This is a genomic window from Variovorax sp. Soil_C_39, assembly GCF_057656815.1.
Map to the genome: position 1 here is coordinate 480,997 of NZ_JBDGJQ010000001.1, position 12,493 is coordinate 493,489.

General features: G+C 67.4%; 13 protein-coding genes and 1 tRNA gene. 7 read left to right on the top strand and 7 right to left on the bottom strand.

Going from position 1 to position 12,493, the window contains the following annotated elements; all coding sequences use genetic code 11:
* Positions 1-24: 24 nt before the first annotated feature.
* The 3 genes from plsY to AC3A6J_RS02300 form a co-directional block, all read right to left on the bottom strand.
* Positions 25-660 carry a glycerol-3-phosphate 1-O-acyltransferase PlsY gene (plsY, locus tag AC3A6J_RS02290; RefSeq protein ID WP_487858272.1) on the bottom strand — a complete coding sequence of 212 codons (636 nt, stop codon included), beginning with the start codon at positions 658-660 and terminating at the stop codon, positions 25-27.
* A gap of 64 nt (positions 661-724) precedes the next feature.
* Complete coding sequence (locus tag AC3A6J_RS02295; RefSeq protein ID WP_487858273.1) at positions 725-1,219, bottom strand: aminoacyl-tRNA deacylase; 495 nt, start codon at positions 1,217-1,219, stop codon at positions 725-727.
* Positions 1,220-2,281 (bottom strand): aldo/keto reductase, encoded by a 1,062-nt coding sequence (locus tag AC3A6J_RS02300; RefSeq protein ID WP_487858274.1) that lies wholly within the window; start codon positions 2,279-2,281, stop codon positions 1,220-1,222.
* Between the two features lie 64 nt (positions 2,282-2,345).
* Between AC3A6J_RS02300 and AC3A6J_RS02305 the strand changes: the two genes are divergently transcribed.
* Positions 2,346-3,272, top strand: a complete 927-nt coding sequence (locus AC3A6J_RS02305; protein ID WP_487858275.1) for an alpha/beta fold hydrolase — start codon at positions 2,346-2,348, stop codon at positions 3,270-3,272.
* Here the strand turns inward: AC3A6J_RS02305 and AC3A6J_RS02310 are convergent.
* Positions 3,269-3,973 carry an aspartate/glutamate racemase family protein gene (locus tag AC3A6J_RS02310; RefSeq protein WP_487858276.1) on the bottom strand — a complete coding sequence of 235 codons (705 nt, stop codon included), beginning with the start codon at positions 3,971-3,973 and terminating at the stop codon, positions 3,269-3,271. The genes AC3A6J_RS02305 and AC3A6J_RS02310 overlap by 4 nt on opposite strands.
* 199 nt (positions 3,974-4,172) lie before the next feature.
* Here AC3A6J_RS02310 and prfB point away from each other — a divergent pair.
* From prfB to AC3A6J_RS02335, 5 genes are all read left to right on the top strand, one after another.
* Positions 4,173-5,277, top strand: a protein-coding gene (prfB, locus tag AC3A6J_RS02315) for a peptide chain release factor 2 (RefSeq protein WP_487858277.1) whose coding sequence is annotated in 2 segments (ribosomal slippage) — positions 4,173-4,253 and positions 4,255-5,277 — 1,104 coding nt in all. Because the reading frame shifts where the segments join, the coding sequence is not laid out codon by codon here.
* Positions 5,277-5,951: an HAD family hydrolase gene (locus AC3A6J_RS02320; protein WP_487858278.1), complete on the top strand. Its 675-nt coding sequence runs from the start codon at positions 5,277-5,279 to the stop codon at positions 5,949-5,951. The genes prfB and AC3A6J_RS02320 overlap by 1 nt, the downstream gene beginning before the upstream one ends.
* Positions 5,935-8,643 carry an aminopeptidase N gene (gene pepN / locus AC3A6J_RS02325; protein WP_487858279.1) on the top strand — a complete coding sequence of 903 codons (2,709 nt, stop codon included), beginning with the start codon at positions 5,935-5,937 and terminating at the stop codon, positions 8,641-8,643. The genes AC3A6J_RS02320 and pepN overlap by 17 nt, the downstream gene beginning before the upstream one ends.
* A 22-nt stretch (positions 8,644-8,665) precedes the next feature.
* Positions 8,666-9,682, top strand: a complete 1,017-nt coding sequence (locus AC3A6J_RS02330) for a class 1 fructose-bisphosphatase (protein ID WP_487858280.1) — start codon at positions 8,666-8,668, stop codon at positions 9,680-9,682.
* A 25-nt stretch (positions 9,683-9,707) separates the two neighbouring features.
* Positions 9,708-9,783, top strand: a tRNA-Thr gene (locus AC3A6J_RS02335).
* A 49-nt stretch (positions 9,784-9,832) separates the two neighbouring features.
* Here the strand turns inward: AC3A6J_RS02335 and AC3A6J_RS02340 are convergent.
* Positions 9,833-10,156 carry a helix-turn-helix domain-containing protein gene (locus AC3A6J_RS02340; RefSeq protein ID WP_487858281.1) on the bottom strand — a complete coding sequence of 108 codons (324 nt, stop codon included), beginning with the start codon at positions 10,154-10,156 and terminating at the stop codon, positions 9,833-9,835.
* A complete protein-coding gene (locus tag AC3A6J_RS02345) occupies positions 10,131-10,505 on the bottom strand; it encodes a transcriptional regulator (protein WP_487858282.1) in 375 nt (124 codons plus the stop codon). The genes AC3A6J_RS02340 and AC3A6J_RS02345 overlap by 26 nt, the downstream gene beginning before the upstream one ends.
* Before the next feature lie 99 nt (positions 10,506-10,604).
* On the opposite strand from AC3A6J_RS02345, the gene AC3A6J_RS02350 reads away from it, so the two are divergent.
* On the top strand, positions 10,605-11,534 hold the full coding sequence (locus AC3A6J_RS02350) for an SMP-30/gluconolactonase/LRE family protein (protein WP_487858283.1): 930 nt from the start codon (positions 10,605-10,607) through the stop codon (positions 11,532-11,534).
* A 15-nt stretch (positions 11,535-11,549) separates the two neighbouring features.
* Here the strand turns inward: AC3A6J_RS02350 and AC3A6J_RS02355 are convergent, their stop codons facing one another.
* Positions 11,550-12,491, bottom strand: coding sequence for a dimethyl sulfoxide reductase anchor subunit family protein (locus AC3A6J_RS02355; protein WP_487858284.1), 942 nt, complete (start codon positions 12,489-12,491; stop codon positions 11,550-11,552).
* Positions 12,492-12,493: the final 2 nt, after the last annotated feature.

Sequence of the window (12,493 nt, forward strand, 5' to 3'; positions counted from 1 at the left end):
GTCCTTGTTGGTTTCGTTGGTTGCTCAAGCTTTTTTCTTCGCACCGAGCTTCGACTCGGTGCCGGCCGTGAGCCGGCGGATGTTCTCGCGGTGCCGCCATATCAGCAGCAGGCTCATCACGACGAGCGCGATCAGCACCGTGCGGTCGAGCGCCCAGGCGATATTGCCCCCCAGCAGGTAATACGCCGGCGCAAAGAAGGCCGCCACCAGCGAAGACAGCGACGAATAGCGGAAAAATACCGCAATGATCAGCCAGGTGGCGCCGGTGGCGAGCCCGAGCCAGGGCGCAATGCCCACCAGCACACCCGCGGCGGTGGCCACGCCCTTGCCGCCCTGGAAGCCGAAGAACACCGGATACAGGTGCCCGAGGAACGCCGCCAGGCCCGCTAGCGCAGCCACGCCCTCGCCAAGCCCCCACTGCGCGCCGAAATGCCGGATCGCGAATACCGGCAGCCAGCCCTTCACCGCATCGAGCAGCAGCGTGGCGAGCGCCGCGCCCTTGTTGCCCGAGCGCAGCACGTTGGTGGCGCCCGGGTTCTTGCTGCCGTAGCTGCGCGGATCGGCAATGCCGAGCGCCTTGCTCACGATGACGGCGAAGGACAGCGAGCCGATCAGGTACGAGATGACGATGGCGGCGAGGGAAGGCAGGTCGAGGCTCAAGGCGCGCTCCACGTGGGATGGATTTCTTTTCGTTCTGGTGGCCGGCAGCATGCAGGCGGGCTAGCTATTCTGCCAGCGCGCATTCCACCGGCTTGGCGCCGAGCAGCCGCACGCACACCTGCGGGTCGATCCCGATCAGGTAGCCGCGCCGGCCGCCGTTGAGCACGATGCGCGGCAGCCCCAGGATGCTCGACTCGATGTAGACCGGCATCTCGCGCCGCGTGCCGAACGGCGAGGTGCCGCCCACCATGTAGCCGCTGTGGCGCTGCGCAACCTCGGGCGTGCAGGGCTCGACCGACTTGGCACCGATCTGGCGCGCGAGGTTCTTGGTCGAGACGGTGCGGTTGCCATGCATCAGCACGATCAGCGGCTTCGCGTCCTGGTCCTGCATCACCAGCGTCTTGATGACCATGAACGGGTCGAGTCCGAGCATCTCGGCGCCGCGCTGGGCGCCGCCGTGTTCCTGGTACGCGTAGGGATGCTCGGTGAACTCAACCTTCGCGGCACGCAGCAGCTGGGTGGCCGGCGTTTCCGAGACGTGGGCGCTCTTCTTCGGCATCTAGTTGGCCGGGTCGCGCATTTCCCAGCGGATGCGGTCGATCTCGGCCAGCAGTCCGGCCGGCAGCTCGGTGCCCCAGGCGTCGATGTCCTCGTCGAGTTGGGCCAGCGTGCGCACGCCGATGATGGTGCTCGCCACCTGCCACTTGGCGCGGCAGAAACCCAGCGCGAGCTGCACCGGCGTGAGGCCGTTGTCACGCGCGAGCTGGTTGTAGCGCCGCGCGGCCGCGAGCGCCTCGGGCCGGCCCCAGCGCAGCTTGCGCACCGATTCGTAGCGCGTGATGCGCGCCTCCTGCGGCGCCTCGGGGCCGACGATGCCGCTCTGGTCGTACTTGCCCGTCAACAGGCCGTAGGCCAGCGGCGAGTAGGCCAGGAGCGACACGCCGAGCCGGTGCATCGTCTCATCGAGCCCGTTCTCGGCGAAGCGGGCGGCCAGGTTGTAGATGTTCTGCACCGAGGCCACGCGCGGAAGGCCATGCTGTTCGGCGAGCCGCACGAACTCGTGCACGCCATAGGGCGTCTCATTCGAGAGCCCGATCGCGCGCACCTTGCCCGCCTTCACCAGGCCGGCAAAGGCTTCGAGCTGCTCGAGGATCGAGTTCTTCGACCGCTCGCTCGCCGGGTCGTAGTAGAGGTTGCCGAAGGCCGGCACGTGGCGCTCGGGCCAATGGATCTGGTAGAGATCGATCACGTCGGTGCGCAGCCGCTTCAAGCTCGCGTCGCACGAGGCCACGATGTCGGCGGGGGTCATGCCCTCGCCTTCGCGCACCCACGGCGTGTTGCGCGCCGGGCCCGCCACCTTGCTGGCGAGCACGACGCGCTGCCGCACGCCGGGGTGGGCCGCGAACCAGTTGCCGATGATGGTCTCGGTGGCGCCGTAGGTCTCGCGGCGCGTGGGCACGGCATACATCTCCGCCGTGTCGAGAAAGTCGACGCCGCGATCGAGGGCGCGGTCCAGGATCTGGTGGGCCGAGGCTTCGTCGACCTGCTCGCCGAAGGTCATGGTGCCGAGGCAGATCGGCGTGACATGAAGGTCGCTCTGACCGAGTTGGATTTTTTGCATGCGCGAACTTTACTGTCGTCTGCCGGACTCTGCCGGTCGGCTGCACTTCGTATCATCGGCGCCCATGTACCAAGCCCTCCGCCCCTCGCGCAGCGAATTCGTCCCCGTGCGCAACCTCCAGTACCACGTGCGCACCTGGGGCCGCCCCTCGGCCGAACGCCCGCCGCTCGTGCTGGTGCATGGCTGGATGGACGTGGCGGCTTCGTGGCAGTTCGTCGTCGACGCCATGGCCGAGGAGCGCTTCATCGTCGCGCCCGACTGGCGCGGCTTCGGGCTGACCGATGGCGGCGGCGTCGACAACTACTGGCTGCCCGACTACCTGGCCGACCTCGAATGGCTGCTCGACCATTACGCGGGCGAAGGCGACGCGGCGCGCCCGGTCGATCTTGTCGGCCACAGCATGGGCGGCAACGTCGCCATGCACTATGCGGGCACCCGGCCCGAGCGCATCCGCCGCCTCGTCAACCTCGAAGGCTTCGGGATGCCGGCGCGCCGGCCCGACGAAGCGCCAGAGCGTTACGGGAAATGGATCGACGAACTCAAGCGCCTGCACCGCGGCGAGATGGACCTGTCGACCTATTCCGCGGTGGACGGCGTGGCGCGCCGCCTCATGAAGACGAACCCGCGCCTGTCGCCCGACAAGGCCCAGTGGCTCGCAGGCCACTGGTCGGCCGCGCGCAAGCAGCCCGACGGCAGCGAGCGCTGGCAGATCCTCGGCGAGGCGGCGCACAAGATCGTCAATGCGAACATCTTCCGCGTCGACGAGACGCTCGCGCTCTATGCGCGCATCGCGGCGCCCACGCTGATGGTCGAGGCCGCCGACGACAGCCTCCAGGGCTGGTGGAAAAACCGCTACACGCTCGACGAATTCCACGAGCGGCTGAAATCCGTGCCCTCAGTGCGGATCGAGCGGCTCGAAGCGTCGGGTCACATGCTGCACCACGACCAGCCCGAGCGCGTGGCGCAACTGATCGAGGATTTCCTCGCCTAGCCTTCCCGCTTCGCCGCCGCCCGCCGCAGCGCCGCGCGCGCCTGCAGCCGCGTCGAATCGAGCGTCGGCAGCGGCGAGTTCACGTCATTCATGATCAGCGGGATCTCGGTGCAGCCGAGGATCACCGCGTCGCAGCCGTCGTGCTCGCGCATGCGCTGGATCACGCGCCGGAAGGTCGCGATCGCCTCGGGCTTGAAGACGCCGCAGACCAGCTCGTCCATGATGATGCGGTTGATCTCCTCGCGCTCCTCGGCGGCGGGCCGCACGCACTCCAGGCCCACGGCCGAGAGCTTGTCGGGATAGACATCGCTCTCGACGAGCCAGCGCGTGCCCGTCAGCGCCAGGCGCCGAAAGCCGCGCCGCGCGGCCTCGTCGGCCACGCAGCCCGCGATGTGCAGCCATGGCAGCGGCGAGCGCGCCTCGATGAATGGCAGCGCCTGGTGGATCGTGTTGTCGGGGCAGACCAGGAAGTCGGCGCCCGACTTGGCGAGCTTGTCGGCGGAGGCGAGCATCACCTCGCCCACGCCGCGCCAGTCGCCGCGGTAGATGTGCGCCATGTAGTCCGAGAGCGACGGCGTGTGCATCGAGATTTCGGGATGCGCATGCGGCCCGAAGAGCGCCGCGCCTTCGACGCAGATGGTCTGGTAGCAGAGTGCAGCGCCCTCGGCGGAGCAGCCGACGATTCCGATGTGCTGGGTCATCCGCGCCATCCTACAAGCGGCGCCGCGGCGGCGGCAACCCTGCCGGCATGGACTTGCGCGCTGCCTTGGGACTTATGGCTTACTACAGATGGAAACGCCTGGGGCGTTCGCTCCGGCCGGTCCAAAACTGGCGCAGCCCGGGGCCATCGGGCCGGGCATGAGAAAATGTCCGGTTTCCCCGAACAGATCAGGACACCCCATGGACGCAGAACAAATCAACCAGATCGGTGCAACGCTTGCGGACCTGAGCGCCCGCACGGCAGATTTACGGAGGTATCTTTGACTACGATGCCAAAGCCGAACGTCTGAGGACGGTCAACGCATCGCTCGAGGATCCCAACGTCTGGAACGACCCCAAGAAGGCCCAGGAATTGGGCAGGGAAAAGAAGTCGCTCGACGACGTGGTCGTCACGCTCGACCGGCTCACCAGCGGCCTCTCGGACAACACCGAGCTCTTCGACATGTCGAAGGAAGAAGGCGACATGGATGGCCTGCAGTCGATCGCCGATGACGCCGCCGCGCTCGAGGCCGACATCAAGCAGCTCGAATTCCGCCGGATGTTCAACAACCCGGCCGACCCGCTCAACGCCTTCGTCGACATCCAGGCCGGCGCCGGCGGCACCGAGGCCTGCGACTGGGCCAGCATGCTGTTGCGCCAATACACGCGGTACGCCGAGCGCAAGGGTTTCAAGGCCCAGCTCGAGGACGAGACCCCGGGCGACACCGCCGGAATCAAGAGCGCGACGATCAAGGTCGAAGGCGAGTACGCCTTCGGCCTGCTGCGCACCGAGACCGGCGTGCACCGCCTGGTGCGCAAGTCGCCGTTCGACTCCTCGGGCGGGCGCCACACCAGCTTCGCGAGCATCTTCGTGTACCCGGAGATCGACGACTCGATCGAGATCGACATCAACCCGGCCGACGTGCGCACCGACACCTTCCGCGCCAGCGGCGCCGGCGGCCAGCACATCAACAAGACCGACTCGGCCGTGCGGCTCACGCACATCCCGACCGGCATCGTGGTGCAGTGCCAGGACGGCCGCAGCCAGCACAGCAACCGCGACGTGGCCTGGAAGCGCCTTCGCTCGCGCCTGTACGACCACGAGATGCGCAAGCGCCAGGAAGAGCAGCAGAAGCTCGAGGACAGCAAGACCGACGTGGGCTGGGGCCACCAGATCCGCAGCTACGTGCTGGACAACAGCCGCATCAAGGACCTGCGCACCAACGTCGAGGTCTCGGCCACCCAGAAGGTGCTCGACGGCGATCTCGACGTGTTCATCGAAGCCTCGCTGAAGCAAGGCGTCTGATGAAGGTCGAAGCGCTGATCTTCGACATGGACGGCACCATGATCGACTCCATGCCGGCGCATGCGCGCGCATGGGTCGAGTTCGTGGCGCGCCACGGCCTCGCGCTCGACGCGAGCGAGATCCTCGCGCGCACCACCGGCCGCACCGGCGTGGAGTGCATGCCCGAGCTGTTCGAGCGGCCGCTGTCCGACGCCGAATGCCTGGCGCTGGTCGACGAGAAGGAAGCGATCTACCGCACGATGTTCGGCGACAGCTTCGCAGAGGTGGCCGGCTTCACCGCCTTTGCCGGCGCCGCCGTCGCGCGCGGCCTGAAGGTGGCAGTGGGCACGGCCGGCGACCGGCACAACATCGAGTTCGTGATGTCGCGCCTGAAGATGGATCCGCTGCCGCTCGCCGTGGTGGGTGGCGACGAAGGCTTTGCCGGCAAGCCCACGCCCGAGATCTTTCTCGAAGCCGCGCGGCGCATCGGCGTGGCGCCCGAACGCTGCGTCGTGTTCGAGGATGCGCCCTTCGGCATCGAGGCCGCACGCCGCGGCGGCATGCGCGCCGTGGCCGTGTGCAGCACCCATTCCCCCGCCGAGCTCGGCGGTCCGCATGTGATCGCCGCGGTTCGCGACTACAACGAACTCGCCCATTCGAATTTTCTGGAGACCCTCGATGCTGCTGCAGCGTGACGCCCAAGGGCAACCCATTGCCATTCGCCGCGAAGACTATGCCGCCCCGGCATTCTGGATCGACACCGTCGACCTGACTTTCGACCTCGACCCCGCCAAGACGCGCGTGCTCAACCGCATGCAGCTGCGCCGCAACCCCGACGTGCCGCCGCAGCCGCTGCGCCTCGACGGCGACGAGCTCAACCTGGCCCGCGTGCTGGTCAACGGCCAAGGCGCCTCGTTCCGCATGGAAGGCGAGCAGCTCGTGCTCGACGGCCTGCCCTCGGCCCAGGAAGGCGCCTTCGAACTCGAGATCTTCACCACCTGCTGCCCCATCAAGAACACCAAGCTGATGGGCCTGTTCGTGAGCGAGGACACCTTCTTTACGCAATGCGAGGCCGAGGGCTTCCGCCGCATCACCTACTTCCTTGACCGGCCCGACGTGATGGCGACCTACACCGTCACGCTGCGCGCCGCCAAGGCCGCCTACCCGGTGCTGCTGTCGAATGGCAACCTCGTCGATCAGGGCGACCTGCCCGAAGGCCGCCACTTCGCCAAGTGGGTCGACCCGTTCCGCAAGCCCAGCTACCTGTTCGCACTGGTGGCGGGCAAGCTCGTCGCGCGCGAGCAGCGCATCACCGCGCGCAGCGGCAAGGAGCACCTGCTCCAAGTGTACGTGCGCGCCGGCGACCTCGACAAGACCGAGCATGCGATGAACTCGCTCATCAACTCGGTGCTGTGGGACGAGGCCCGCTTCGGCCTGCCGCTCGACCTCGACCGCTTCATGATCGTGGCCACGAGCGACTTCAACATGGGCGCGATGGAGAACAAGGGCCTGAACATCTTCAACACGAAGTACGTTCTGGCCAACCAGGCCACCGCCACCGACGCCGACTACGGCAACATCGAAAGCGTGGTCGGCCACGAGTACTTCCACAACTGGAGCGGCGACCGCGTGACCTGCCGCGACTGGTTCCAGCTCTCGCTGAAGGAAGGCCTCACCGTCTTCCGCGACCAGGAGTTCAGCCAGGACCTCTGCGCCGACGCGTCGGCGCGCGCCGTCAAGCGCATCGAGGACGTGCGCGTGCTGCGCACCGCCCAGTTCCCCGAGGACGCCGGCCCCATGGCGCATCCGGTGCGGCCCGACAGCTACATCGAGATCAGCAACTTCTACACCGTCACCATCTACGAGAAGGGTGCCGAGGTGGTGCGCATGATGCAGACGCTGGTCGGCCGCAAGGGCTTCGAGCGCGGCATCACGCTGTACTTCGAGCGCCACGACGGCCAGGCCGTGACCTGCGACGACTTCGCGCAGGCCATCGCCGATGCCAACCCCGACTCCGAACTCGCGCGCCTGCTGCCGCAGTTCAAGCGCTGGTACAGCCAGGCCGGCACGCCACGCCTCGCAGCGCACGGCGTGTACGACGCGCAGAACCGCAGCTACACGCTCAGCGTGGTCCAGAGCTGCCCGCCCACGCCGGGCCAGCCGACCAAGGAGCCCTTCGTCATTCCGCTGAACGTCGGCCTGCTCGACGCCAGCGGGCGCGAGCTGCCGGTGCAGCTCGAGGGCGAGAGCGAGGTCACCCGCGGCACCCGCACGCTGGTGCTCTCGCGTGCCGGCGAGCAGATCACCTTCGTCGGCCTCGACGCCGAGCCCGTGCCCTCGATCCTGCGCGGTTTCAGCGCACCCGTGATCCTCGACTTCGACTACACCGACGCCCAGCTGCTCACGCTGCTGGCCAACGACCCCGATCCGTTCAACCGCTGGGAAGCCGGCCAGCGCCTCGGCCTTCGCGCCGCGGTCAGGGGCATCGACGCGGTCGCGGGCGACACCACGCCGGTGCTCGACGACGCCTACGTCGAGGCCATGCGCAGCGTGCTGCGCCATCCGCAGCTCGACGCCGCCTTCAAGGAACTGGTGCTCACGCTGCCCTCGGAGACCTACATCGCCGAGCAGCTCGACGTGGTCGACCCGCAGCGCGTGCACCTGGTGCGCGAGGCCATGCGCGCCCAGCTCGCCACCGCCCTTTTTGCCGACTGGCAATGGGCCTTTGAAGCCCATCACGACACCGGCGCCTACAGCCCCGACCCCACGTCGGCAGGCCGCCGCGCACTGGCCGGCATGGCCCTGAACTTCCTGTGCCTCGCGGCGCGCGCCTCGGGCGACGCCGTGTGGCCCGGCAAGACGCTGCAGCGCTTCAAGGACGCGGGCAACATGACCGACCGCTTCAACGCGCTCAATGCGCTCGTGGCGTCGGGCCATGCGCTGGCCGGACAGGCGCTGGCGCGCTTCCATGCCCTGTTCAAGGACGAAGCCCTCGTCATCGACAAGTGGTTCTCGCTGCAGGCCGGTGCATCCGACCGCGGCGGCGACATCCTGCCCCTGGTCAAGCAGCTGATGAAGCACCCGGACTTCTCGCTCAAGAACCCGAACCGCGCACGCAGTGTGATCTTCAGCTACTGCAGCGCGAACCCCGGCGCCTTCCACCGCCCCGACGCGGCCGGCTACGTGTTCTGGAGCGAGCGCGTCATCGAGCTCGACGCCATCAACCCCCAGGTGGCCGCCCGCCTCGCACGCGCGCTCGACCGCTGGAGCAAGCTGGCCGAGCCCTACCGCAGCGCTGCGCGCGAGGCGATCGCGCGCGTGGCAGCCAAACCCGACCTGAGCAAGGACACGCACGAAGTGGTTACGCGTGCATTGGCCGGCAACTGAAGAAACTGAACACAGAAAGCATATGGCTCAACAACAGAAGATCTCCCTCACCCGCTACCTCGTCGAACAGCAGCGCGCCGACGGACTCATTCCCGGCCAGCTGCGCCTGCTGCTCGAAGTGGTCGCCCGCGCCTGCAAGAGCATCAGCCAGGCCGTCAACAAGGGCGCGCTCGGCGGCGTGCTCGGCACGGCCGAGAGCGAGAACGTGCAGGGCGAGATCCAGAAGAAGCTCGACATCATCGCCAACGAGGTGCTGATCGAGGCCAACGAATGGGGCGGCCACCTCGCCGCCATGGCCAGCGAGGAAATGGACAGCATCTACGTGGTGCCCAACCGCTACCCGCAGGGCGAATACCTGTTGATGTTCGACCCGCTCGACGGCAGCAGCAACATCGACGTGAACGTCAGCATCGGCACCATCTTCAGCGTGCTGAAGAAGCCCGACGACACCCCCGGCGTGCAGGAAGCCGACTTCCTGCAGCCCGGCACCGAGCAGGTGGCCGCCGGCTACTGCATCTACGGCCCGCAGACCACGCTGGTTCTCACCGTGGGCAACGGCGTCGCGATGTTCACGCTCGACCGCGAGCAGGGCAGCTTCGTGCTCACGCAGGAAGACATCCAGATTCCGGCCGACACCAAGGAATTCGCGGTCAACATGAGCAACATGCGCCATTGGGACGAGCCCATGAAGCGCTACATCGACGAATGCCTGGCCGGCAAGGAAGGCCCGCGCGGCAAGGACTTCAACATGCGCTGGATCGCCAGCATGGTGGCCGACGTGCACCGCATCCTGATGCGCGGCGGCGTCTTCATGTACCCCTGGGACAAGCGCGAGCCCGAAAAGGCCGGCAAGCTGCGACTGATGTACGAGGCCAACCCGATGAGCTGGCTCGTCGAGCAGGCCGGCGGCGCAGCCACCAACGGCAAGCAGCGCATCCTCGAGCTGCAGCCCACCAAGCTGCACGAGCGCGTGAGCGTGATGTTGGGTTCGCGAAACGAAGTTGAGCGTTTGACCCGCTACCACGCCGAAAAGGCCTGACGGAGTGGCTATAATCTGAGGCTTCGCCGGTGTAGCTCAGTCGGTAGAGCAGCTCATTCGTAATGAGAAGGTCGGGTGTTCGATTCATCTCTCCGGCACCAATACAGACAAAGCCCCGTTGCTATTAAATAAGTAGCAACGGGGCTTTTCTCATTGGCGATGGTAGTTCGGATCGATCACTCTCAGCGCCTCGGGCATCTTCTCTGCAATGGCAATCAACGTCTTGGCCGCGCCGGTCGGCTCGCGGCGCCCCTGCTCCCATTGCTGCAACGTGCGTACCGACACGCCGAGGAGCGATGCGAAGCCCGCCTGCGACAAGCCGGCATTCTCGCGCGCGGCCACCACAGGCGTGTAGACCTTGCGGGTCCTTCCGGCGCTCATCTCGCGGGCCGACTGCACGAGCAGCGCTTCGAAATCCTGATTCGATTCGAAGGCGATCAACTCGGCATCAGTCATCGGCTTTTTCTGCGGCATTTCGCAACTCCTTCAAGGTTTCGCCAGAGATCGAATCAAGGTTCGCTTTGGGGTAGATCAGCAGCAAGACGATTTCACCGGCGTTTCTGCGGTTGAAGTACACGACCCGGACGCCGCCGCTTTTGCCGGAGCCGCTTCGGCTCCAGCGCACCTTGCGCACTCCGCCGGACCTCTGAACAGGATCGCCGGCATCGGGATGCACGGAGATGTAGGCTGCGAAATCGCCTCTTTCTTGCTCTGTCCAATAGTTCGGCCATAGCTTCTGAAGGTCTGGGTTTCGACGACGGTGAGCATTCGATCGCCATACGCCAATGGCGCATATTTTAGGCGATTGTTCCGTGACGGCCATCACGAATTCCGCACGTCACTCCCGGGACTGGGCACCGCCCGCAAGAAACAGCACACTTGCAAGCCCCACACCCCAGACCTGATAAGAAAGGCACGCCCGATGCAAATCCGCGAACTCGCCACCGGCCTGCAATTCCCCGAAGGCCCGATCGCCATGGACGATGGCTCGGTGCTGCTGGTCGAGATCGCCCGCGGCACGCTCACGCGCGTGCGGCATGACGGGCTGGTGCAGGTGGTGGCCGACCTGGGCGGCGGGCCGAACGGCGCGGCCGTCGGGCCCGACGGCGCGGTGTACGTGTGCAACAACGGCGGCTTTCGCTGGCACACCGAGGCCGATGGCTGCCAGCGCCCGGTGGGCGAGGCGGACGACTATTCGGGCGGCCGCATCGAGCGCGTGAACCTCGCCACGGGCCGCGCCGAGCGGCTCTACGACACGGTCGACGGGGCGGCGCTGCGCGGGCCGAACGACTTGGTGTTCGACGCCGCGGGCGGCTTCTACTTCACCGACCTGGGCAAGGTGCGCGAGCGCGACATGGACCGGGGCGGCGTGTTCTACGGCCATGCCGACGGCAGCGGCGCGCACGCGATCGCACGGCCGGTGATGACGCCGAACGGCATCGCGCTGTCGCCCGACGGGCGCACGCTCTACTACGCCGAAACCGAGGGCGCACGGGTCTGGGCCTTCGACATCGTCGCGCCGGGCCGCGTGCGCAAGGACGGCTGGCCCTCACCGCACGGCGGCCGCATGCTCTGCGCGTCACCGGGCGGGCACTACCAGCGCTTCGACTCGATGGCGGCCGATGCGCTCGGCAACCTCTGCGTGGCGACGCTGCTGCACGGGGGCATCACGATCGTCGCGCCCGACGGCAGCAGCTGCGAACACGTGCCGCTGCCGGATCGCTACACCACCAACATCTGCTTCGGCGGGCGCGACATGCGCACGGCCTACGTCACGCTGTCCGGCAGCGGCCGGCTGATCGCCATCGACGACTGGCCGACGCCGGGGCTGCGGCTCAACCACCAGGCCTGAAGAACCGCGCCGGATTCAGGACACCACCTGGTAATACAGGTTCTGCGGATGCCGGGCCTGCGCGAAGAAGAACCAGCGTTCGGCCAGCAGGCCGGGCGCCTGCACCAGCACCGCGAGCAGCCACGGCCACGAGACCTCGCTCGCCAGCAGGCCCCACACGAGCAGCAGCGAAGGCAGCGCAAAAGCCAGCAGCAGGAAACCGAGCTTGACGTTGCGCAGCGCCGCGAGCGAGACGCCATGGAAGAACTCGCGCGTATTGAACGCGCCGGCCGACATGCCCATCGACTTCTGCACCAGATTGGCCCCCGGGATGCCGGTGGCCGACTGCAGCGTCGACTTGGGGCGCAGGGTCGCATTGCGGCGCAGCGACAGCGCGCGCACGCCCCAGGCCACGAGCGTGGCCGCCAGGGCCCACGGGCCGAAGACCTGCACGAAGCGCGCCTCGCCGGCCACCGCGCCCATGGCGCAGGCGAGCACCAGGCCCGACGACAAGCCGATCAGCATGAAGTTGGCGATGGTGATCGGATGCGCCCATTCCTCGATGAAGCGCAGGCAGGCGTAGATCATGGCGGTGCAGTACCAGAGCGCAGCGGCCCCGGCCAGCACCAGCACAGGCAGCAGCCATGCCGCGATCGCACCCGGCGTGGTGCCGAGCTGCAGCGAAAGCCACCAGGCCGCGACCAGTGCGATGAACGCCGGCAGCACGATCACTTCGCGCGACATCCACGAGGTGCGCCACATCAGCACCGCACGCCAGGCGCGCGACTTGCGCCCGAGGTGCAGGAACGAGGCCGCGAGGCCCGCGACCAGTAGCACCTCGGCGAACGCGAGCGCGGCGCTCAGGAAAGCGGGCGCGAGGCCGAGGCCGAACAGCACCGCGAGCGCGAGCGCGACGACGAGCCCCTGCGCGGCGCCGGCCAGCGTGGTGAAGAAAAGGATGGAGAACGCGGGATGCATCG